The following is a 23,016-nucleotide window of genomic DNA, read 5'->3' on the forward strand; positions in this document are numbered from 1 at the left end:
CAGCTGCACCACGCAGGACAAGTGGTTGGCGCCTCCAGTAGTGGCTGAAAAAGTCATCCGGAAGTACATCGCGTACCGAGTAGTCCAATGGTCTCAGCTCCTAGCTGCGGCGGTTGTCGAGCACCCGACTCATGCGTCATCCTAGCGGGTACAGTCAGTGTGGCTCAACGTAGGAGGACATGTGCCGGACGCGACTATTTCCATCGTTGGTGGGCTTCCAGCGGTCGTCTCGGCGCGCGGTGACGCCATTCTTGACGACATGAAAGGCTCGGCGAAGACGCTGGAGCGTCTACTCCTTCGGCATGGCGCGTTGCTGTTGCGAGGTTTTGTCCCAAGTAGTGAGCAAGACGGTCTTTCGGTATTTAGGCGGTTTGTCGAAGCATTTTCCGGACCAATATTGCCATATCGGGAACGGAGCTCGCCGCGTAGCGAGATTGCAGGGAATGTATACACCGCCACGGACCACCCGCCATCGTCCTCGATATTTCTGCACAATGAGCTGTCCTACAGTGAAATCTTCCCATCTCGACTGCACTTCTTCTGTCAGCGGCCAGCAGACTCCGGCGGGTCTAGCTTGCTTGCAGACTCGAGAGAGGTTTTGGCGAGGGTCCCGGAAGATCTGCGAACGCGACTTGTGACGGAAGGATATCGCTACGTCCGTCACATGCGATCTGGCATCGGTCTCTCGTGGCAGGACGTCTTTCAGACGTCGGACCGAGGAGAAGCGGAGAGCTATTGCAGGGACCGGGACATCGAGCTGACGTGGTTGCCGGACGATGAAGCAAAGACCGTTCAAAGAAGGAATGTGACCCTCCGCCACCCGGCAACGGGCGAACTGTCATGGTTCAACCACTGCGCGTTCTTTCACGTGTCGACTCTTGGCGCAGAGAATGCAGCTACACTCCGGTCGCTATTTACTGAAGATGCGTTGCCCAACAATACTGAGTTCGGCGGTGGAGCCAAGATCTCCGACGACGATTGCTATCGGCTTCGCCAAGCATATCTGGAATCATGTGTTGATGTGACGTGGCAACGAGGGGACTTGCTCGTGATTGATAACCTATTGGTTTGCCACGGGCGCACGCCGTTTATCGGTGATCGTCGCATAGCTGTCGCGATGACGGGATCTACGTCGTGGGACGCTCTGCGGGGACTCTAGTGATATGTGTGCCAGGCTCTTTCTCGTCTATGAAGCTGGCACAAAGATTTCGGACAGTAGCCTATTCGATTTCTATGTTGCGTTGTGGGCGTTGTGCTTCTTGCCCGTGCCCGTTTCTTGTCGTAGTGGCCTGGCTATCGGGGTCTGCGCGCAGGGCGACAAATTGGGGGAGGAGGAAGAGATAGCGCGTTTGAAGTGCTTGATATTCGATCGTCGTCGACTGATGCCATCCGGCCCGTCGACAACACTTCCGGCATTATCAATGACGGGGGCAGTAGGTCATACCGTTGCCCGGCAACCGTAGGCAATGCACCCAGGGCCACCAGAAGGGTCACGGGGCGGGGACGTGTTCGCATTCGATAGCGCTCCATCATGGCGGCGCCGAGTGAGCTCGGCCATCACCGTTGCCATCCTCGTGGTCTCCAGTAGCGAGGAATTTCCGAACAGACTTGGGGCGCATGTCCGTCCAGACCACGTCGATATACGCGAGACAATCAGCCTTCGTGCCTCGCTGGTCGGTGGCTTGCCAACCTGATGGTGGGTCCGTTCCCTCGGGCCAGATCGAGTACTGTTCCTCATCGTTAACTACAACCATGTAGTTGTGGTCATCATTCGTGAACCTATCCACTGGCCTAGTCTACAGCATCTCCCATCACGTATCGTGGCGGGGTGATCGGTATCCTTGCACCGGATGGAGTCGTTGTCGAGGAGGCCAGCCCAGGTGATGAAAACGGCTGGTTGTTCGGCAGTGAGTTGTCTGCGATTCAGCGCGCAAACAAGAAGCGCAGAAGAGAGTTTACGATCGGGCGGACGTGTGCTCGACGGGCACTCGGCCGGTTAGGGCGTCATCCAGTCGCAATTGGCATTGGTGAGATGCGTCAGCCCATTTGGCCTACAGGCATAGTGGGTAGTCTCACCCATTGCCATAAATATTGTGCCGCCGCGGTCGCTCCGGCATCTTGTTTTCTGAGCCTTGGCATCGATGCGGAGTATATTAAGGGAGCCCCCTTTGGTGCTTTAGCGCAGGTCGTCTCCAGAGCTGACCTAGTGAATCGATCCGAGATCGGGCCGGATGTCGCTCGCCTTCTTGTCTTTAGTGCAAAGGAGGCGCTATTTAAGGCATGGTACCCACTAGGTGGATGGCTAGATTTCTCCGAGGCTGCGGTTCACATTATTCCAGGTGCCAACTGGCTGTCGTTCGACATCGACAGGTCGGCTCGAATGCGGCTTAGAATTGACGCGAAGTTCTCGGGGACGTGGGGGATAAGTGACTCTCACGTATTCGCTGTTGTGGCGGGTAGTGTGTGAGAACGAACGTCCAGGGATTAGCAAAATGGTCGGTGGTCGTCGGCCTTCCGACTAAAAGGGCCGGGCTAGTGGCAGGTCCACGTTTCTGCTCGCCGACGGCGCGACAGGATCGATGGACCCGGTGAAATGAGATCCCGTCCGTGATTGCTCCCGAACGCGAGCGCTCAATTGTGCCATGGTCACCTCGACGCCGGTTATTTGAATCTGTAAGCTATAGGACATGGACGAGTTGCGTGACTATGTTGAATGGCATCACAAGTACGACGATCCAAACTCGGGCATGTCTTGGCGGTTGGCGACAGTCCAGAGGTGGTTGCGGCGGGAGCTGGATGATCGCGCGGGACCAGTCCGCCTGCTCAGCATATGTGCGGGTGACGGTCGCGACATCCTGGGGGTCCTCGCGGACCGTGACGATGCGAACAGGGTTGAAGTGGTGCTGCTTGAGTTGAACGATGACCTTGCTGACCGCGCCGAGCTTGCCGCCGCTCGGTTGGACCAGGCACGGGTCGATGTGCGTCGCGGTGATGCAGGTAGAACCGCGGCGTATGATGGAATCGGCCGGTTCGACATTGTGCTGTTAGTCGGAATATTCGGAAACATTACCGACCTAAGCATCCGACGAACAATTGAATTCGTCCCTGAACTATGCGTGCCGGGCGCTTTCGTGGTCTGGTCGCGCGGACGTAGTGATGGCGATCGCAATCCGCAGATCCGGACCTGGTTCGCCGAGAGCGGTTTTGCAGAGGTCGAATACGCTACGCGTGAGGATGGATTCCTGCCGGCGGTGGGCTCGGTTCGATGGACTGGCGAATCCCGTTCGGTCGAAGCAGGGGCAGGGATCAAGCTGTTCAAATTTCACTACTGATGGCCCGGTCAGGAATTGGATCAACCAAGGCCAGGGTGTGGTCGGACAGCGAGCCTCCGTCCTCCAGGTGCGTATCTGGCGCGGAGGTGATGGACGGCTGGAAGTCACTGGCCGGATCCACGTGATCGACTTGATGGATTTGGTGGGCGACCAGGGATGTAGGCGACCGGGGCATTTCCGCTGAAACCGGCGCCAACAATGACGATTCGCCTGTCAGGGGAGTACTGATTTCCGTGGGTGCCGGCCGGTCTGAGTCACGTGAGAGGATGGGTGACGTTGCGGCCCGACCGACTATCTACGGGGCGATGCCGGAACAAGTTGGCATGGGGAACTGTCGGATTTGGCGAGTGATTCGAGCAGCGCCGGCCAATGTTCTGTGAGTACCGTGAAATCGTCCACGCCCGCCAGCACGTCGTCAACGAGGGACTGTCCTGCGCTGTCAATTCCCGAGGCCAGCGTTGTCAGCCGACGCTGGACCTGGTCGTCGGTCTTGGGATGGTGGTGCTTGATGGCACGGCGGTACACGTCCCTGATGGCATGCCGCATATCCGTCAGTGTTTGCCTTTCTGAATTACGGACCTCGGTGAATGCCTGCACGTATGCGGGAATGAGGCCATCCTGATATATGGATTGTGGAGCGGTACCGATCGCCTGACGAAATCGAACTCGTTGCTCGCTCCACAGGCGGTTCAGAAGCATTTGTCGTACGTCCCGCAGGCCGTAGTCGATCATCCATGCCTCGGAACGCTGAAGGCGCTCTGGTATGTACCGATGCTCTGGTGCCGCATCGTGGCGGATTACTGGTGATCCAATGCACCGAAGCAAATCGTACACGACGTAGTCAGCCGTAATGGTCGCTCGAGTTGGCAGTTGCGGTAGGAGCTTCCAGGCCGCTGCGTAGCTGGCAACGCACACCTCGATCCGATGGCCGGGTCGACGGTCCGCGATTCGCATCCGCAAGTGCGGCTCGGGATACTCGCGTTCCAGTTCCGGGAAGTCTGATTCAGTAAAGTAGCTTTGCACGAATTTGGCTGACGCTGCCAGATCGGGGTGGCTCGACTCAAGTGCACGGAGCTCGACCACGAAACTTGGGTCCACTTCCATGAGGTCCCGCCTATCCAGTGGAAGGTCCCCACGGGGGCTAGTGCCGGACATCCATACCAGTTCGTCTGCCCACGGTTCATCTTTGACTTCGTCCGGCGAGAGAACATCGCGTGCGCGGCGACCCAATGAGCGAACTTCATTATACAGCGGAAAGGATCGGTAATCGACGGCGGGTCCGGGATCGACCAAATCTGCGTCACGCCGGTGCAATGCGTCATATCCGTGCGCAGCGGCGAACAGCGCTGCCTTGTTCGGGCCTGCGCCGTATGCCGAGTCGTGCGGTGCTAGAATTGTGTAAATCCGTGCGGCGGTGGGTGAGTCCGCAATGGTTGCAAGGTGCGGGACGATGAGATCCGCGATCAGCCCCGGGGTGACGTGGTAAAAGTGAACCCCCGGATGTTCGGTCGCTACCTGTTCGAGAATGGTGCGATTGTGTCGTGAGTTGTAAGAATTATGCTCCACGAGTGCAACGTCGCATTCGGCGATCCCAGCTTTGCGTATCGCGGCGGCTTCTCGGCCGGCTAGCCAGATACCGGAAGCAACTTGACCGAGAACCGGTACATAGATTAGGTGGCGCATTGGTTGATGGTAGCGCAGTCGTCCGCCGTGCGATCTCGGTGATGGCCGTCGGCTCTGTGGTAGGCGACCGAGATTGGTCTCGTCACCATCGGGGATGATGGCAAGGTCGTAAGGGGAACACACGGCCAAGAATCGAAGGTGCGACGGCGTGTGTCTGCTATCCGCGGCTGGCGGCGGGTGGCACCTCGCTGCCGCTACGGGGAAGCCCGGGTGAATGGCAACTGCGTCGTCGTCACCCAGGTGGTTCGTCCTGGGAGAGCTCAGCCGGGCTGAGGTGGGCACGGCATGGTGGTCTGCCAGTTCGGGCTCGCCGTCGCTGTCGGCGAGATGTGCGCTTCGCCCGATTCCCTGGATTGCTTGCTCCGGTCAACCAATCAGTGGTCCCAACCTCGATTGGGTCGGACCCGGGAGTCTCCGGTCCTAAACCCGGCAGCCACGTCGCGCCGTCGGCCGACACGAGATCACAAGCCGCGCTCTGAGAATCGGCGACGGTCGTCGCGGACGCAACTCGGCGGCCGCCAAGCTGCCTGCCGGAGAGCTGCCGCTGGCCCTCGGACGCGCGCACCTGAGCACTACGGCGACCTACCTTGATGAACCCGGCGGTGAGGTGATCTGGCGGGGCTATCATTTCGCCGGTTCCGCGCTCCCAGTGCGCTGGCTTCGGCCGTGGCAGATGGCTACGGCCAGGCGGACCCCTATGCTCTGCTGGGCGGCGGTCTGCGAACAGTCGGCCCACGTGTCTGGATCGGCTTCAGCTGTCGTGACCACCTGGAACGGACCTTCTTGGGTCGCCGGACCTGATGACCTTCTGGTCGCTACGGAGGTTCTTCCTCGTGTTAAGCCATACACCCAGCACAGCATCACGACCACTGCTGAGTGCTGACTGTCCTTTGGTCGGCATGTCCCAGGTTGTCAGCCAATCCACGAACCTGATCGGTCAACGGGTCCGCTTGCGCATGAGCACCGCCTACCAAGTCCGTCTGGCGGCCGCCATCGCGTCGCTCAGTCCACGGGCCTGCGTGATTCGAAGACCTCCGGTACGATCTAGGTCTGTCGGAGATCGCTGTTTGACCTCGGACAACTGGTCAACTCCGTGATAGCGTCGATCGCGTCGCTGGTTACTGCGACAGCCGTGTGCGTGTCGGTCTGGGTGATCAGTCCCGCCGCCGGTGTCGTCGTCTTACTCGCCCTGTTGTCGAGCGTGATCATCTTCGCATGGGAGGCGCGGGTGCAGGACGCCGTCTTCCTCGACGTGGGCCTAGTCGAGCAGCGGTCGACCCACGCGCTTGGGCTGCTGGTGGGCCAGCGGACCGGCATTGAGTTGGCCGGCCTCGGGTCACCGGGAGTCGTCGTGTCGCTGTCGAACGCGGAGCGTGTACAGGCGAACCGGATCATGGATGGACGCCTTCGGACAATCATGAGAGCCGACGCTTTTGGGTGTGCCGCGACGGCCATGCTTCTGGGCGCCGCGCGGGTGGGGGTCGTCAGGGGAGGTGTGGGCGCAGCAGGGTTCGCCGCTGGCGTCGTCGGCGTATTGGCCGGGCTGGAGCCGACCAGAGGCGCGGGATTCGCGTTCGGAGACGTAATCTCGTTTACCCCGAACGTCACCGTCTTTCGCGCTGCAACCTCCGACCTTGAACCGCGTGGCACGGATGTGGTCGCTTGGCGTGCGGACAGAGTGGACAGGGCAGGTGTGAGCGTCCGCTACGAACCCGAGCGACTCGCCTTGGACTCGTTCACACCTACGGTGCGGCGCGGAGAGATGGTGGCCATCGCCGGCGCTAACGGTGGCGGCAAGACGACGGCGGTCGGAGCTCTCGTGGGAGACCTCGCCCCCTCATCCGGATCAATCCGTCTTTCAGACAGGCCGGTCGGCGAGATCGACGGTTCAGATCGGCGCGGCCAGTTCGGACCTCTTGCCCGGGACTTCGGACGATACGAATTCTCGGTCCGGGACGCAGTTCGCCTCGGGCGCGCCGGAGGTGACGCAGAGGATTCGGCGATCTGGGCCGCGGTGAATCGCGCACACCTAGGCGACCTAGTGGCCTCGATGCCCGATGGATTCGAAACCCAGGTCGGCGAACAATTCGACGGCGTAGGTCTTTCGGGCGGGGGATGGCAACGCCTTGCCCTAGAACGTCTCTACCTTCGCGACGCACCAATCTGGATACTCGACGAGCCGACATCGTCCATCGACGCGCTGGCCGAGGAATCGATCTTTGAGGACCTCCGCCAATCGAAGGAGGACCGCGTCACTGTGGTCGTCTCGCACCGGGAGTCAACCTTACGGTCGATGGGCCGCATCTGCGTCCTCGTCTATGGCTCCTTGGCCGGCGTCTGCACATACCACCAGTTCGTAAAGCACAACGCCGCATTCCGCGATCTGTTCGCGGCGCAGCTGGCCTAGTCGGAAAGGCGTGGCAGACCTCAGCGATGAATGCAGATCTGCTGGTAGTGGGCGCAGGTCTATTCGGCCTGACTATCGCCCAACGTGCTGCGGAGAGTCTCGGACTACGAGTCCTAGTGATCGACCGCAGAGCACACATAGGGGGGAACGCCTACAGTGAGATTGAGCCCCTGACCGGAATTGAAGTCCACCGATACGGATCGCACATCTTCCATACCTCGAACCGTCGGGTATGGGAATACGCGAAGCGGTTCACTGCCTTCACGCCTTATGTGCACCGCGTGTTCTCGAAGCACCGAGGCGAGGTCTTCCCACTGCCGATCAATCTCGGGACAATCAACCAATTCTTCCGAGCCGGATTCTCGCCCGACGAGGCGCGCGATCTGATCGCTGCCCAGGCGGCCGCGGAAGCCCGCGCCGGCGAGTCGAGCCTCGAGGCCAAGGCGCTGTCGCTCATCGGGCGGCCACTGTACGAGGCGTTCGTTCGCGACTACAGTGCTAAGCAGTGGCAGGCTGACCCGGCGGATCTCCCCGCCGACGCGATCACCCGTCTGCCGGTGAGATACACCTACGACAGCAGGTACTTTAGCGACCCGTGGCAGGGGCTGCCAGTTGACGGTTATACCCATTGGCTGGAACGTATGGCCGACCATCCAAAGATTGAGCTTCGCCTGACCACCGACTTCTTCGACGGTTCCCAAGAAGCGTCGAAGACGAGGGCTCGCGGTGCCTTGCCAATAGTGTACTCCGGACCGGTGGACCGCTACTTCGATTTTTGCGAAGGTGAGCTTCAGTGGCGGACGCTGGACTTTGAAACGGAGGTGCTGGAAATCCCGGACTTCCAAGGAACTGCGGTCATGAACTTTGCCGATCTCGCCGTTCCATACACCCGAATCCACGAATTCCGTCACTTCCACCCTGAGCGTCGCTATGCCGCCGACGCGACGGTTGTTATGCGGGAATTCTCGAGGAGTGCTTCTCGCGATGACGAACCGTTCTACCCCGTCAACACCGACCGCGATCGGTCCAAGCTCAGTGCCTATCGACGGCTAGCGGAGAAGGAACCACGCGTCATCTTCGGCGGGCGTCTCGGCACATATCAGTATCTCGACATGCACATGGCGATCGGCGCGGCACTCGCTTGCTTCGACAACCGCGTGGCACCGATGTATCGAGTTGGCTAAGCGCCCGCAGACCAGAGCGGATCTGCGTGCGGGGCGAAGCGGAGCGATCCCTGGTGCGCCCGACCCGGTGACACGCGGCCGGCAGTTCGACATCTTCGAGCACTGGCGGCGGCCATTGCGAGGGCTCCCTGACTAATTCGGCAGCGGCGACTTTCGGGGCGATTGCACCTCGGGGATCTGCCGCCTGTTGATGCCGGAGGGACATCGCCCGGTCGAGCATCTCCGGAGGTTGGTTGTGGCCACAAGCAATCTGCCCAAGGTGTCGACCTCGAGAACTGCAGAAATGAGTTGAGCATCCGCCGAATTTTGCCGACGTCATTGCTGGTTGCGCGATCACCTGCGAGAGCATCGACTTCATCGAAGAGGTAGGTCCGGGCGTCACGCAGGGTTGTTACGACTTTGCCCTCGGTGTAACAGACGACGAGATGGCAGGTGTCCGGGTGATGTACCTCGATCGGTAGGGGCCTGTTGCCACCTATCGCCCGCTACCGACCGTCGTGATGCCCTCGGTTTCCAGCGAGTAGTCGATGACACCGATCCGGGATTGAGCGCTGAGGCCGCACTGGGCACTCGCGTGGAGCCCTCCGTCGGGCCAACTGGGCCAACGCGGCTTCTGGGGTCGTCCGCGGGCGGACTGGTGTTGTCTACTGAGGCTCAGAAACACGGGTGTCTGCTGATTGTTGCGCTCTTTTGTCCGGGGTTGTGGATTAGAGGCTGGCAACAGGCCGGGCCTGGCATTAGCGATCCTTACCGCTCGGCTCGAGTTGCCAGTAGTGATTACCAGGGCTCGAGATGCTCCGGACGGACCGCGATCATATCAGCGAGGATTCGATTGGTTTGCACCCGAGCCCACCAACCCGGGAACATGAAGGTCTGAGTCCCTGCAGCAGTCCCGACGGTCAGAAGAACGGTGGGTGCGGTCAGGCCTGAACCAAAGGACGGGTCGGTATGTGTACCGATGTAACACTCGGGCCAGGTCCGCAGGACGACACGGCGTCGATTGCTGCTGGCAGGGATGGCCTCGGCCTGATGCTCAATCCCGTGACTGGTGAGCCGATTGATGAGAAGGAGCTGGCCGAGCGGCTGCTGGCCCAGGCGAAGGCCGAGGGTGTCAGTCTGGTCGGCCCGGTCGGATTGTTGTCGAGTCTGACTAAGCAGGTGTTGGAGACCGCGCTGGAGGCCGAGCTGACCGAACATCTTGGTCATGATCACGGCCAGACACCGTTGGGGTCGAACGTGCGTAGCGGGACCCGGTCGAAGACGGTGATCACCGAGATCGGGCCGGTTGAGATCGAGGCTCCCCGAGATCGTGAGGGCAGGTTCGAGCCGCAGATCGTGAGGAACCGGCAACGGCGGCTGGACGGGATCGATGAGATCGTGTTGTCGTTGACCGCGCGGGCTGACCACCGGTGAGGTGGCCGCGCACTTTGCCGACGTTTACGGAGCCAGGGTCAGCAAGGACACGATCAGCAAGATCACCGACAAGGTGATCGGCGAGCTGGCCGAATGGGCCTCACGTCCGCTCAATGCGGTCTATCCGGTGATCTTCATCGACGCGATCGTGGTCAAGGTCCGTGAAGATAAGGTCCGCAACACCTCGTTCTATGTCGTGATGGGCGTGACCACGGCCGGGGAACGCGACATCCTCGGGATCTGGGCCGGGGACGGTGGTGAGGGCGCCCGGGCCTGGCTGCAGGTGTTCAGCGAGTTGAAGAACCGCGGCGTTGGCGACGTGCTGATCGCGGTCTGTGACGGCCTGAAGGGGGTGCCGGAGGCGATCGCCATGACCTGGGAGCGGACCATCGTGCAGACCTGTGTGGTGCGCCTGATCCGCAACAGTTTCGGCTATGCCGGTCGGCAACATCGCGGACGCCATCGCCAAAGCGTTGCGGCCGGTCTGTGGGAGAACACCTGGGCCGAGTTCGTACCGTTCCTCGAATACGACGTCGAGGTCCGCCGTGTCATCTGTTCGACGAACGCGATCGAGTCGATTAATGCCCGGTGCCGCAGGGCGATCAAGGCCAGAGGCCACTTCCCGAACGAGCAATCGGCGATGAAGTGCCTGTATCTGCTCACCCGCTCCTAGACCCGGCCGGCGGCGGTCGGGCACGATGGATGATGGGGTCGAAACCAGCGCTGAACGCGTTCGCGATCACCTTCGACGGCCGACTTCAAGCGACTACTCACTGATGAACCGGTCGGACCTCACCCACAAAGCGGCGGTTCGGGCTGTACTGTCGCCTCAACCGCGGTCTGCGGGTTCAGGGCGAGCTAGGAGGTTGGCGGTGGACGTTGGGGTCGAGTGGGGCGATGCGACTGTCAGCTATCCGGACTGGAAAGGTACATTCCAGATCGACGAGAAGATGACCGGTCCGACCTCGATCTACGATCTAACCACGATAAACCGTGACGAATGGATGATCATCGGTTTTGACTGGGGCGGCGGGGAGCTACTGGATCACAAGGGCCAGATTCGCAGGAATCCTCACTGGGCGTCCGTGATCGTCGCCTAAGGGGACGAACATAGATGCCGAAGAGGTGCGTGCAACTGAGATCCTTCTGCACGATGTCGATCCGTATGACCTCGTGAAGGCGATTACACACATGGCCGAGTTTCGGATGCGGATCCGGAGCGTTGTCGGGCGCAGAATTCTGGTCGTCGAACAGTTGGACAATCCAGGACAGGATTGAACCTCGAATCGCGTTCGAACGGCTGTTTCGGCACGCTCAGCATTGTCGGCCCGAACAGAGTCGCCGCCTTTTGCCACAGGTGTGCTGGAGGGCGACGGCCATCTGGGCTGGCGGTCAACTTGCGTGTGCTCAGTCAGCTCTAGGGGCCCAGCAGATGAACGCGCGCGGGGGAACCGGGCACTTACTCACCTGGAGGCGGTCACGGCTGCGGAACGACTCTGTGATCATCTGCCGGGGCCGCCACATCCCGAGGGAGCTCCGAGGTGTTCAGCCAGACGACCGTTTGATGAACGGCCAGGAGTTCCCTTCATCGGGCAAGTCGTTGCCAGTGAAGCTGGCATAGTTCGCCTCGACGAATGTGACGATGTCGAGGTAGTCCTTGCGGACGGGCAGGCTTTCCCATGCCGGCGCCGACCCCGGCCGGGGATAGATCCTGACGGCGTCACGAAGCACGATATTCTCCGGCCGCGGCAACTCTGGCGCGTAGACGACGACGCCGACTAGGTCGGCGATCCGGATGTGCGTTACGAGGGTGAGTTCGATGAGCCTCTGCATATCGCCGAGGTGATCCGGTGAGCAGAGCGCTGCGTCCGCCGACTTCTGCACCCAGTCGAAGACGCCATTCTGTTTTTCCGAGCGGAAGAGGTGGACGGCGAATCCGGAGGGGACGCCGGTCGCCAATCCGTGGCGGGCTGGCGCGTTGACGAGCAGCCGGAACGGCTGCGACACGTTGAGGTTGATCGCGGTCTTCGCGAACCACCGGGCGAGGGTCAGCGCATCGTCGCCAGATATGGGTCCCTGCCGAGGATCCAGGGTGAGGAGCGGAGTGACTGCGACCTCGAGAGCGGACATCCAGCCGTTATTGCAGTCGGCGCACACCTCGCCGTTGAAGTGCGCGCGTAGTGGACGCTCACCGCGCTCGGAGGCGACCACGCCGCCAAGCGGAAGGCTGGCCCGGATCGGGTGGACCCGTTCATCCATCGCATTGTGATGCCGGAGGAGCCATTGGGGGAAGATGTGCTCCTTCGACCTCTTGCTTGCCGTGCGATCGCAGAACCAGCAGAACGGGACGGGCTCGACCACGCGGTGGGCGAGACTGTTCCCGGTCTCCATTAGGTTGCGGTCGAACTTCCGGCGGTCGGAGACAGGCGCGGTCGGATCTTGATCTTCTATCATCGCGTCTCCCGTGACGGTGTGAATGGCGCCCTCGTCCGCGATATCGCGAAGAGCTGCTCGTGGGTTCGCTGACCGCCGAATCGAACCTCGCGTCGTCGATCCAGAAGTGCTTGCTTGTGGTCCGCTGGCCCCGCACCTCGGCGCGGTTCAGACGCTGGCCAGATCGGGGTGGGCCGCCGGGCGAGCGTAGAGGACGTCCCTGAGGAGGTCAGCCGCGAGGAACCCCGCCCGGTACACGGCAACAAGGTACTCCTTCTTTTCACGGGGCTCTCGGCAACCTCCTTCCATGCGCTCTTCACCGCGGAGCCGATCTGCGAGGTTGTCATCGGCCGCAGTCGGCTCAGGACGAGGCCGTCCGGCAACTGGTCCGCGAGGCGGTGCCGGTCCCCGAGGATCGTCCACTCGAGGTACGAGACGGAGCAGGTGATCCCACCGATCCGGGCGAGGTAGTTCGTGTCGGGGAGCCCGGCGCGTGATCTGGGCATGCTCAGTCCTCGGCTGCACGACGGTCGGCCAGGTGGACACGAGCCTCGGAGATCCGTACGAGCTCGTCCTCGCTTAGCAGATGGTCGAGGCGGTTGGAACCACGCTTGCGGCCGTCCACGATGCGCCGGTACTCCGCGAGCATGCGCAGGTAGGTGTCGAGCATCAGAGAGTGCGAGTTCCCGTCGTCGTTGCGCTCGATCTGGGGCTGCAGCTCGGTCCACCGTTCGCCGTCGCGCATGAGGAACTTCACGTAGCTCGCCATGTGACCCTCGAGCGCGTCGTTGTGGTCGAAGCCCATGAACTCGAGCTCGTAGACGAGCTGGTCAGCGAGCTCGACGCCCGCCTTGCGGAGGTGGTCGATGCTGTAGGTGCAGATACGGAACATGTCCAGGATGTCCTTCACCCGACCGCAGGCCCGCTTCGACAGCTCGGCCTTGAACCCCGCGGTCTCGTACCAGTACTCGCCGGTGTAACCCTCCTCGACGATCGTCGCTCGCATGAGCTGGTAGTCAAGGTCGCCATCCACGTCATTGGCGTCCTGCGGTAGCACTCGCGCCAGGATCCGATGCAGCAGCGAGAGCATCTGCCGGTCGGCGATGCGCATGCTCTCGGCCGGCGGCTCGTCGCCGTGCTTCAACTCCTGCTCGTGGACGGGGACAACCGCCTCCATGAGCAGGTCGCGGACGTACTCGCTCACCGAGACGCCCTGGTCCTCCGCCAGTTCCCTCAACTGGGCGCGGACCCGGTCGTCGACCCTGATATTCAAGACAGCCATGCTAAGTCCTCCTGACACTGTATGACACACAGCGTAGCACTGTCATACATTTGAATGAATGCAGACTCAGCGAAGCTGCGAGAATATTTCCGCAGATCGAATGTAGAACTTGGTGGTCGTGTTGGGTAGGATTGCAGGCATGTCGTTACTCAACGCGACCGAGGGGCCAGGTCGCATCCTGCTAGGCACTGTGCGCATTGCGCGGGGTATGACGCAGGGTGAACTCGCCAAGGAGGCCGGTATCTCTCAAGGGGTGCTGTCGAAGTCGGAGAGCGGGGCGATCCCGCTTGATGCGAAGAGGCTGGCGACACTGGCGGGAGTTCTGGGTGTTCCGAAGGAGTTGATCGCAACCCCCGTCTCCGAGATCGGTTCATCCCCCTATGTATTCCACCGCAAACGTTCGACACTTCCAGTGTCGAAGGCCAATCAGCTGCGTGCTGAGCTTGATCTCATCCACATCCAGGTTGCAGGAATACTGCGAGAGCAATCCTCTGAAGTTCGACTCCCACGCTTGCCGCTGCCGGAGGATGGCTACGACAGCCCAGAGGACATTGCGCGGAAGGTGCGGCTAGCTCTCGGAATGTCAGGTGGTCCGGCATTGCACCTGGCAGGTGTCCTCGAACAGGCCGGCGTGGTGGTTGTGTCTCGTTCTCTCGGATCGTCTCGAATCGACGCGATAGTGAGCTGGCCGTCAGGTCGGCGCCCGCTGGTCCTGTTGGGCGATCACGCTCCTGCCGATCGCCAGCGGTTCACCCTTGCACATGAACTCGCGCACGCTGTGATGCACCAGGTTCCAACCGAGGAACAGGAAAATGAGGCTGACCGTTTCGCGAGTGAACTTCTTATGCCTGCAGTTGCTGTGGGCCCACAGTTGGACCGGATTACCGTCCCAAGGCTCGCTAAGCTAAAGGCGCAGTGGGGCGTATCGATGGCAGCATTACTTCGGCGTGGTCGCGATCTCGGTCGTGTCAACGACACGCAATACAGGGCCTTGAATATCGAACTGTCGCGTGCAGGGTATCGGACGAATGAGCCGGTGCAGGTGCCACGGGAAGCTCCGTCGCTGCTGTCGCGCATAATCCAGCAGCGCCTGCGGAGTGGGGAAGTGGTCGCCGACCTCGCACGGTCCGCGCGGATGACCGAGGACGAGTTTGTCGACGTGTACCTGGGAGGTGTCGCATGAGCACCGATGAGATTCTTCGGCCTGTCGATCGTCCGTCCGCCGGCGTCCGCGGCGGTCCACATCCAGCAGACACTGATGCGGCAAGGCGTCTTTCCACCCGTGTACTAGTGGTGTCTAGCGTGGAGGCTGAGGCTACAGCGCCGCATGTCGACGCAGCGACCAGCGGGCTCATTCTTGCTGGAATCGCTGCGCATCGGCTGCTGGGGAGGCTGCGATGGACTTACCCAGATCTTGCGATAATGATCGAGCCCACCTCCACAACAGTGTGGGCAACCGAGGACGCTCCATTCGACCTTGATACTTCGGGTCTCTTCCCCCAGGAAATCAATGAGGTGCTCGACGGCCAGATCCAGGCTGGCGCCAGCGTCGCAGTCACGCCCACGCGAGTGTTCCGGGCGAGCGATTCAGCATCGATGAAGGCTGCACTCGAGGTAGCGAACAAACTTGAGCGCGACGACGTCGTCTTCCTCCTACCGGTCCACTACCGGTGGCTAGACAAGGACAACATCAAGCAACTGATCGCGATCGTCCAGCGGAGTCGTCATCCGGCGGCGATCGCCCTGGCGGATAGCTCGTCCAATCCGCTTGCGCACAAGGGCGCAATTTCGTCGTACCGGCGCCTATTTGAGACGGTCCGGTGGGCTATGCCGTGGCGCACGGATCTGGCGGCATTCGATGCACTCGCTCATGGCGCACGGGCGGCGGCAATCGGCCAACTCCCAAGCCTGCGTCGGCTTGCCTTTCCGGACCAGAAGAGCTTCTCCTCCGACAAAAGGGATAAGTCTCCACATGTACTTCTGCGGAGCCTCCTACGTTACCGCCGCAGCAGCTTGATGCAGCAGGAGTGGTTCGCTAGCGCCCTGCCCGACACTTGCCCGTGTCCACATTGCCGTGGGCGCGGTATCGACCGATTCAACGGCTCGGACGAGCAGCGGCTCCAGGCACACCTACACAACCTGCACCAGACGACCAGGATGCGGCAGGAGATCGATGGCTTCTCCAGCGACCAGATAGCGGGTTGGTGGATGGCGTGCCTTCGAGGGGTGGAGTATGAGTGTCAGGCGCTCAAGGGGCGTATCGGAGTCGACGTGTCGCCGACCCGAGACGTTGAAGAGTGGTTACAGGCAGCTTAGTAACCGTCGTCGAGTACGGTCCGTCGTGTAAGCAGTCGCTCGGCGAAGAGCCATGACGCTCCGGTGTATCGAGCCGGAGCGAAGCTAGCAGGCTCGATGATCTGGCGAATGGGCATGTCGGGATCGCTTCCGCGCACAGATACTCCAACACCGAGGTAGTCGGCTTCGAGTCGCAACTGTAGATCGTCTGCTGGCAGGCGCTCGAGGATCAATTCGCGGGAGCTATAGGGTGCGAACCGTGACGCCGTAGTGAGACCGGTGCGCCAATTACGAGTGGTCACAGTCACATGTTGGACCGTCAGCGGCGGTGCTGCGCATCTTGTCGCGGCGAGGTGCCCGTCGACGCTGAAAATGTTGACAACACCCCTGCGGCTTCCAGCTTCCAGAATTCGCCAGTCGAAATCAGAAAAGCTGTCCGCCTGAACCGGCAACCGGAGCGGCATCGTCACCAAGAGGTTGAGCAGGTCAAGGCTGAGTATCGGCAGCGCGCGGTGACGTTCCCGCCGTTCTAATTCCAGCGCATCGAGAACCACATCGGCGAGGATCTGGGGCCGTCCTGGCCTGACAGGCGCATGCACGGCCGGCTGCGCCACCCCGGCATTGTCGAGCACGAGACGAGTCATGCATTTCCTCCTCGCACGTGGGGTGCATAGGCCGTCCCACGTGCACGCTCCCTGATCTGCGACACCGCCATCCAAAATGGCTGACGCTCCCGGTGGTAACGCTGGATGCGCTCGCCAGCCAGCCGAGGAACGCGCGAAACCAAGCCCACCGAGCACAAGACACTCAGAAGTCGGTGCACGCTGCTCGCGCTCAACCCGGTTGACCGCTCAAGCTCAGGCGCAGTGAAAGCGGCACTGCCCACAGCGATCGAGTTAGCTATGTGAAGCATGTGCTGGTTGCCGAATAGTGCCTTCGACCAAGAGTGCTCGATCCTCAGGCTCTCGTCCATCGCACAACCTTATCCCAGATTCCGGAATCTGGAATAGATGTGCTGGAGCAGTCGGGGACTCGCGTGCAACGCTCGGATCTGCTCTGTCGTGTCGTCACCGTCGATGCGTTCGACATGAACGGGTCTCGCCGATATGAGAGGGGTCTCTCTCCCTTCCGGGCTCGCACGCGTGGTCAACTGATACAACGACGTGTCGTACCGGATGCGCCTCGGGTCGTGATCGTGGAACGCCAGCAGACGTCCCTGTTTATCACGCAGGGCGACACCCGGCGCCAGTGGGTCGTCCGGGTGCTGGTCGAAGCTCATCTCGCCATTCGGTAGACGGCGCCGGCACTGACCGCTCCTAGCTGAAACGTCGGCAGAGTGCGCGGTCCTGCTCGGCCAGGAGCGGTTGGGAGGTTCGTCGCAGGCGACTCGGTGTGAAGTCACCTGCGTGGATCGGCCATCCCAGCGCAACCGGGCGCTCGAGACGCGACATTGGTCGCCGTGCGGCTGATCGTTGGCTCGGACTTATCGGTTCGTTCGGCCATCTCCTGCATCACAGCCCACGGGACGCAACGTGATCATCTCGATCGCCAGCTGCTCCGATGAGCCGGTGCCGGTGACCTGTCGCGATCATGCGTGCGACTTCTCGTGCTTCGGCTCGGGTGCCAGTGGCCAACCGGAGCCACGTCGTGGAGGCGTTGACGAACTCTCCTAAATTCTAGCTGGTGCGATCGTCGAACTGGATGCGGCTAATGCGCGGCAAAGTCAGGGTCCTGAATGGGTGCCGGATTGCGTTCTGCCTTGTCAGCTGATGATTGTGCGGAGAAGTGCTCGCACCCTCTCAAGGTGGTAGCGCGGGTTCGAATCCCGTCGGGGCTACGAGCGGAAAACCGCCTCTCACTAGGCTGAATGCCTAGGGGAGGCGGTTTCGGTCTGTCCGGCTGACACCGTCTGATACGGGTGTTGGTCGCGCCGAGCTAGGGCTGCCTCGATCCTCGCCCCGCCTGCCGGCCCCGAGATTGCGGGCCCGCTGCTAGCGCGTGGCCGTGCCCGCGATTTGGGGATTGATGGGGAGGAACGCCGATCGCAGGTCGTAGTGCTGTAGGTCCACCGAGGCGAAGCCGGCATCGCGGATAGTGCGTTCGGTGTCGCGGCGCACATCGCAGCCCTCGAAAAACCAATGCCATGGCCGGGCGGCCAGCTGCTGCACGCGCCCATAGCTACCGTCAGCCCGGACGTGCTCGACGAACAACAAGCGCCCGCCTGGCCGCAGCACCCGCCGGATCTCACGTACGGCAGCAACCGGATCGGGCACCGTGCACAACACCAGCGTGCTCACCACGGCATCCACGCTGGCCTCGGGCAGCACCATCTGCTCGGCGGTCTCGGCGCGGAGCTCCAGGTCGATGCCGCGGCGACGGGCGGCGGCCCGGAGCGGGCGGTGCATGTGGAGGTTCGGCTCGATCGCCACCAACCAGGTGCCGGGCCGGTAGTAGCGCAGGTTGGCGCCGGTGCCAGGACCGATCTCCACCACCTGCTTGGGTAAATCCGCGAACAGGGCATGTTTCCGCCCGCCGATGAGCCGGTGCGCGTAGCCGTCAATGGTCCGCAGGGTGGCGGAGTTCAAGCGGCCCCGGATCGGGTTGCTGAGGAGATGGTTCTCGCTCGCATTCGGCGGGCTCATGCTGCCGCTCCTTAGGTCTCGATACTGGCGGCGAAGTCGCTGATCAGGCCGTTCACCTCGGCGACCCGGGTGACCTGCGGGCAGTGGCCGGCTCCCGGGAGTGGGGCGACGGCTGTGTCCAGCGTTGCGGCGAGTGCGGCCGACCAGGCGGGTGGAACGACGGCGTCCCGATCGCCGTGGATCACCAGGACCGGACAGTTGATGTGTCCCGCCGTTGCGCGGAGCCGGGCTGCCTGCTCGGCGGCCGGCTGGCCCGAGCGGGCGGTGACACCCGCGGCGAGCACCTCCGGCGTGGTGTCCAGTGCCATCCGGACACCGTCCTGGCGTGCCTCGGCGGTGGCCTCTTCGCCCAGAGCCGTGTCGACGAACCAGCGGGCGAAGCCGGGGTAGTCCCGCTGCCAGGCATGCCGGTTGTAGCGGGCCCAGCCGTCGACCCCCGGCAGGTCATCGTCGAAGGTCGCGATCGCGCGTACGAAAGGAGCGTGCTCGTCGCCGGTGAGATCGATGGTCGCGGAGATCAACACCAGCCCGGCCACCCGGTCCGGATGGAGCGCGGCGGTCAGGTAGCCGACCATCCCACCGAGGGAATTGCCGACGAGTACGGCCCGATCGGCTCCGGTCGCGTCCAGTACCGCGATCGTGTCGGCCACCAGCTGGGTGGACTGATAGCGCTCCGGCTCGGTCGGCCGGTCCGAGCGGCCGCTCCCGCGGGCGTCGTAGAACAGGCAGCGGAACTGGTCGCTCAATGCGTCCCGCTGGGCCGCCCACAGCCCGCTGTTGGTGATCATCCACGCCGGTAGGAAGAGCAGGGCGGGTGCCCCCTGCCCCACCTGCTCGTACCCGATCCCCACCCCGTCGCGCTCCACCCGGCCCAGCTCTGTTCCCTGCATGATGATCACCTCGACCTTGTTGTTCGAGCGGCCCGCAGCCACGGATCGCCGAGGCTGAGCTTCGTCGATGCCGCTGGGAGAATTGTGGGAATCGCTGGTTACGGCTTTCCACTCCCGGCAGCCAGCCACTTGGCAGCCTGCTTTCTGGCCTCGGCCCGATTGTGTACGCCGAGCTTCGCCAACACAGCGGCAACGTGATTGCTGGCGGTTCGTACGGAGATCACCAGCCGTTCGGCGATCTCCGCGTCGGTCACGCCTGCGGCAAGCAACTGCAGGACTTCGTACTGCCGAGACGTCAGTCCCTGGGGGTTTGACCGGGTGCTGACGACAGGACCGCGTGGCACGGAGCTGACGCCGTGCTGCCGCAGCTTCCGCCGAACCAGCTGGGCCAGCGGACGTGCGCCCAACGCATGGAGGACGTCGAGAGCCGCGAGTTGATCTTGTGGATCCGGGCTCTCGCTCAACGCCAGCGCGGACTCGTACCGGTAACCCGCCGCGCCCCATCGCTCGGCAGCCTCCTGCCATCGCCCGGCGATCAACAACTCGTACGGGCTGTCGATCCCGAAGGGCTGAACCGGATGACCGGCCTTGGTCAACCAGAAGGCCAGCTCGGGCCAGGGCCAGCTGGACCGGATCCGTAGCCGTCGGGCCTCCTCGTACGGTTCGGCGGCGATGTCCGGGATGGCCCCGAGATCTCCCCGGAGCCAGGCGTCCTCGGCGCTCGCGGCGGCCGCGTAGCCGATCCACAGGGTCTCGCCGATCCGATGGCTGAGTTCCAGCGCCGAGGAGAGGACCGCGGTGGCCTCGGGGTCGCCGGTCCGGGCCTTGACCCGGCCCAGAACGGTGAGGGCGGGGCAGCGGAAGTGCGCTCTGGGACCGATCGCGTGGCCCGCGGTGCGGGCCGCCTCGGCCCACGCGCCCTGAGCGGTCAGGGCCGTGCCACGGATGATGTAGAGCATGTCGAGCCAGCCGAACTGCTCGGTCCGTTCGGCGAGCTCGAGTCCGGCCGCGACGTACGGCTCGGCGTCACCGGCCCAGAAGTTGTCGATCAGGTTCCAGGCGAGATAGACGTAGGTCCGGCAGGCGTCCTCGACCGCACCCGTCTCGAGCGCGATCCGCAGCGCTTCGTGCAGAACATCCGTGGCCCCCGGTTCCCCCAACTGCCAGCGCGATGCGCCGATGGTGGTCAGCGCGTGGGCGACCGTGGCCTGATCGCCCGTGGCCCGGGCCATGGCGACCGCACGTTCGGCACCCTGCTGAGCCTCGATCGCCTTGTGCGCAAGGATGTCGAGTTGGGACTGGTGGCTGTAGGCGCGAGCCAGCTCCCGGGACGTGCCGAGCCGGTCGAGGACCGCGATCGCCTTCGCGATGGTCTGTTCGGCGGCTTGCCGATTGCCGTCCCACCACTGCATCCGGGCCAGCCAGCTGAGGCCCTGGCCCACGGCGAGATGATCTTGCAGCGACTGGCGGAGTTCGATCGCGGTCAACTGGGCCGACACGGCCTCGGCGCCGTCGCCGACGACGTAGGACTCGACGGCATACTCCTCCAGCAGCCGAGCGTGCTCGTCCCGGGACAGACCGTCGGCGTACTCCAACGCGGCGCGGTAGTGCGTGCCGGCCTCGCGATGGGCGCCGCTGACGGCCGCGTCCTGGGCGGCGATCGGCGCAAACCGGAGGATGGCTTCCCGATCGCCGGCCGCCGACGCGTGATGGACCACATGCGCGACATCCGAACCCGAATGGCTGATCAACGCCGTCAGGACGACCCGGTTGAGCTCGGCCCGTCGGATTCCGGACAGCGAATCGGCGACCGCGCGCCGGGCGAGTTCGTGGCGGAACGACACCCGCTGCGGCGTCACTGTCAGCAGGCCTGCCTCCTCGGCCTCGGCCAGAGTGAGCAGCCCACCGGGGATGATCTCGTCCACCAACCACCGGTCGATCGCTGACGGGATGACGGCGAGCTGCTGCACTGCGGCCCGACCGGACGCCGGCAGGCGTCGCAGCCGGTCCTGGACCGAGTCGACCACGGTCGGCGGGACGTGCCCGATCGAGCCTGACGCCAGCAGTTCGCTGACGAAGAACGGGCTACCGGCGGTGACCTCGTACAGCTCGTCGGGGTCCAGGGAACTGCCGGCCGCCAGTTCCCGGACCGCGGCGGCCGACAGCCGGCTCAGCGGCATCCTCCGGCATCGGTCACTTCCGCCGGCGGCCACCAGCAGCTGCTGGAGCGAGGGACCGATGGGCACCTCGTCGTCGCGGTAGGTCAGCATCAGGACGGCCGGCAGCTCCCCGATTCGCCGCGCGAGATAGCGCAGCACATCCAAGGTCGCTTCATCGGCCCAGTGGATGTCCTCCACAGCGAGCAGGGTCGGCCGGTCGCGGTGCTGGAGCTCGGCCAGCAGGGCGGTCAGCAAGCGATCGCGGTCAGTTCCGCTCTCGAGCGCTGCGGCGAGGCCAGCGCTCACGCTGCCGACGAGGTCTCGGAACGGCCCGAGCGTGCGCGGTGTCCCCAGATCGTCACAGCGGCCGACCAGCATGCGGCCGCTGGCAGGCATCCGAGCCCGCATGGCCTCGACCAGTCGCGACTTGCCGATCCCGGCCTCACCGAAGACCAGGACGACATGACCGAGGCCGGTGGCCGCCTGCCCGACGAGGTGCGTGAGATCGACCAACTCACGGTCTCGTTCGACGAGTCGGCGGTCCATCCCCAGATGCTCGCACGACCACCGAACCTTCTCAGCCCGCCGCCGTGGTCGAGGCGGCGTTGTCGTAGCTCGGTCGAGGGCGTCAGGTGACGATGAAGTTGGTCGAGTCCACCCGGTTGGCGGCGCCACAATGCGGGCACCGTACGAGGGTCAGATCGCGATAACGGACCCCGTCCAACCAGGTCCGCTCGCACCTGCCGCACGCGACCTCGACGATGAAGTTGTCGGCGCGACCGGTGGCGGCCAGTTCGATGCCGTAGACGCCGTTGATCAGCGTGAGGATCTCGGCCGTGGTCTCGGCACTCGCCGGGTCGAACTGCCAGGGTCGAAGCTTCTCGAGGTAGAGGCCTTCGATGTCGGCCCCCCAGACGCCGTCGGGCGTTTGCACCACCACGTAAAAGAGCTCTTGATCGATCTTGCGCTCACGCAGCCACGCCTTGGCCTTCTCGGCGTCGGTCCCGTTCCACTGCTCGTACGTGCCTTCGGCTTGACGATTCGTGCCGATCTGGGTCAACCCCGCATCGGCGAGACCGCGCTCCCACTCCTGCAGCGCCTCGTTGGTTGCGAAGATCATGTACTTGTCGACTTTCGGCGGCTTCGGCCGCCGGCGGAAGAATGGCATCTCAGCTCCCGAGCCGTTGAGGTCATCCTCATTCTAATCTCGGGTCGTAGGTTCAGCCGGACGTCCTGATCAAGATCGACAACGTCGGCCCAGGAGTCCGCGCCCGGCAACAGTGGCGGCCCTAAGGC

Annotated in this window: 18 protein-coding genes and 1 pseudogene; 9 read left to right on the forward strand and 10 right to left on the reverse strand. The window is 63.0% G+C overall.

Features of this window, described 5'->3' with window-relative positions; translation table 11 throughout:
* Window positions 1-259 precede the first annotated feature (259 nt).
* Window positions 260-1,159, forward strand: a complete 900-nt coding sequence (locus FNH24_RS32715) for a TauD/TfdA family dioxygenase (protein WP_425486911.1) — start codon at window positions 260-262, stop codon at window positions 1,157-1,159.
* Between the two features lie 370 nt (window positions 1,160-1,529).
* Here the strand turns inward: FNH24_RS32715 and FNH24_RS25015 are convergent, their stop codons facing one another.
* Window positions 1,530-1,787 (reverse strand): MbtH family protein, encoded by a 258-nt coding sequence (locus FNH24_RS25015; RefSeq protein WP_281351080.1) that lies wholly within the window; start codon window positions 1,785-1,787, stop codon window positions 1,530-1,532.
* A gap of 41 nt (window positions 1,788-1,828) precedes the next feature.
* Here FNH24_RS25015 and FNH24_RS32720 point away from each other — a divergent pair, with 41 nt between their 5' ends.
* Together FNH24_RS32720 and FNH24_RS25025 are read left to right on the forward strand one after the other, a co-directional pair.
* On the forward strand, window positions 1,829-2,467 hold the full coding sequence (locus FNH24_RS32720) for a 4'-phosphopantetheinyl transferase family protein (RefSeq protein ID WP_152364931.1): 639 nt from the start codon (window positions 1,829-1,831) through the stop codon (window positions 2,465-2,467).
* Between the two features lie 220 nt (window positions 2,468-2,687).
* On the forward strand, window positions 2,688-3,332 hold the full coding sequence (locus FNH24_RS25025) for a class I SAM-dependent methyltransferase (protein WP_152364932.1): 645 nt from the start codon (window positions 2,688-2,690) through the stop codon (window positions 3,330-3,332).
* Between the two features lie 291 nt (window positions 3,333-3,623).
* Here the strand turns inward: FNH24_RS25025 and FNH24_RS25030 are convergent, their stop codons facing one another.
* A complete protein-coding gene (locus FNH24_RS25030; RefSeq protein WP_152364933.1) occupies window positions 3,624-5,015 on the reverse strand; it encodes a DUF6271 family protein in 1,392 nt (463 codons plus the stop codon).
* A gap of 1,093 nt (window positions 5,016-6,108) precedes the next feature.
* Here FNH24_RS25030 and FNH24_RS25035 point away from each other — a divergent pair.
* The 4 genes and pseudogenes from FNH24_RS25035 to FNH24_RS25055 all read left to right on the forward strand — a co-directional run bounded on the left by FNH24_RS25035 (window position 6,109) and on the right by FNH24_RS25055 (window position 11,119).
* The gene (locus FNH24_RS25035) at window positions 6,109-7,422 is read left to right on the forward strand and encodes an ATP-binding cassette domain-containing protein (RefSeq protein ID WP_152364934.1); all 1,314 of its coding nucleotides are present in this window, start codon (window positions 6,109-6,111) and stop codon (window positions 7,420-7,422) included.
* A gap of 26 nt (window positions 7,423-7,448) precedes the next feature.
* Window positions 7,449-8,606: a UDP-galactopyranose mutase gene (gene glf, locus FNH24_RS25040; RefSeq protein WP_152364935.1), complete on the forward strand. Its 1,158-nt coding sequence runs from the start codon at window positions 7,449-7,451 to the stop codon at window positions 8,604-8,606.
* Window positions 8,607-9,635: 1,029 nt separating this feature from the next.
* Window positions 9,636-10,796, forward strand: a pseudogene (locus FNH24_RS25050) (IS256 family transposase).
* A gap of 95 nt (window positions 10,797-10,891) precedes the next feature.
* Window positions 10,892-11,119: a hypothetical protein gene (locus tag FNH24_RS25055; protein ID WP_152364936.1), complete on the forward strand. Its 228-nt coding sequence runs from the start codon at window positions 10,892-10,894 to the stop codon at window positions 11,117-11,119.
* Between the two features lie 445 nt (window positions 11,120-11,564).
* On the opposite strand, the gene FNH24_RS25060 is transcribed toward FNH24_RS25055, so the two are convergent.
* Complete coding sequence (locus FNH24_RS25060) at window positions 11,565-12,473, reverse strand: hypothetical protein (protein WP_152364937.1); 909 nt, start codon at window positions 12,471-12,473, stop codon at window positions 11,565-11,567.
* Window positions 12,474-12,960: 487 nt separating this feature from the next.
* The gene (locus FNH24_RS25065) at window positions 12,961-13,734 is read right to left on the reverse strand and encodes a YfbU family protein (protein ID WP_152364938.1); all 774 of its coding nucleotides are present in this window, start codon (window positions 13,732-13,734) and stop codon (window positions 12,961-12,963) included.
* A gap of 139 nt (window positions 13,735-13,873) precedes the next feature.
* Here FNH24_RS25065 and FNH24_RS25070 point away from each other — a divergent pair, with 139 nt between their 5' ends.
* Window positions 13,874-14,917: a helix-turn-helix domain-containing protein gene (locus FNH24_RS25070; protein WP_152364939.1), complete on the forward strand. Its 1,044-nt coding sequence runs from the start codon at window positions 13,874-13,876 to the stop codon at window positions 14,915-14,917.
* A 239-nt stretch (window positions 14,918-15,156) separates the two neighbouring features.
* Window positions 15,157-16,050 carry a hypothetical protein gene (locus FNH24_RS25075; protein WP_152364940.1) on the forward strand — a complete coding sequence of 298 codons (894 nt, stop codon included), beginning with the start codon at window positions 15,157-15,159 and terminating at the stop codon, window positions 16,048-16,050.
* On the opposite strand, the gene FNH24_RS25080 is transcribed toward FNH24_RS25075, so the two are convergent.
* The 6 genes from FNH24_RS25080 to FNH24_RS25105 form a co-directional block, all read right to left on the reverse strand.
* The gene (locus FNH24_RS25080) at window positions 16,047-16,673 is read right to left on the reverse strand and encodes a hypothetical protein (protein WP_152364941.1); all 627 of its coding nucleotides are present in this window, start codon (window positions 16,671-16,673) and stop codon (window positions 16,047-16,049) included. The two genes, FNH24_RS25075 and FNH24_RS25080, sit on opposite strands and share 4 nt — an antisense overlap.
* The gene (locus FNH24_RS32725; protein ID WP_152364942.1) at window positions 16,670-17,002 is read right to left on the reverse strand and encodes a helix-turn-helix domain-containing protein; all 333 of its coding nucleotides are present in this window, start codon (window positions 17,000-17,002) and stop codon (window positions 16,670-16,672) included. Before FNH24_RS32725 ends, FNH24_RS25080 begins: the two co-directional genes overlap by 4 nt.
* A 1,018-nt stretch (window positions 17,003-18,020) precedes the next feature.
* Window positions 18,021-18,671 (reverse strand): class I SAM-dependent methyltransferase, encoded by a 651-nt coding sequence (locus tag FNH24_RS25090; RefSeq protein WP_152364943.1) that lies wholly within the window; start codon window positions 18,669-18,671, stop codon window positions 18,021-18,023.
* 11 nt (window positions 18,672-18,682) lie between these two features.
* The gene (locus FNH24_RS25095; RefSeq protein ID WP_152364944.1) at window positions 18,683-19,603 is read right to left on the reverse strand and encodes an alpha/beta fold hydrolase; all 921 of its coding nucleotides are present in this window, start codon (window positions 19,601-19,603) and stop codon (window positions 18,683-18,685) included.
* Window positions 19,604-19,659: 56 nt separating this feature from the next.
* Entirely contained in the window at window positions 19,660-22,266 is a 2,607-nt protein-coding gene (locus FNH24_RS25100; RefSeq protein ID WP_152364945.1) for an ATP-binding protein, read from the reverse strand.
* 82 nt (window positions 22,267-22,348) lie between these two features.
* Complete coding sequence (locus tag FNH24_RS25105) at window positions 22,349-22,840, reverse strand: hypothetical protein (RefSeq protein WP_152364946.1); 492 nt, start codon at window positions 22,838-22,840, stop codon at window positions 22,349-22,351.
* Window positions 22,841-23,016 lie beyond the last annotated feature (176 nt).

This window comes from Microlunatus speluncae (genome assembly GCF_009299835.1).
In the GTDB taxonomy this organism is placed as follows: domain Bacteria; phylum Actinomycetota; class Actinomycetes; order Propionibacteriales; family Propionibacteriaceae; genus Microlunatus; species Microlunatus speluncae.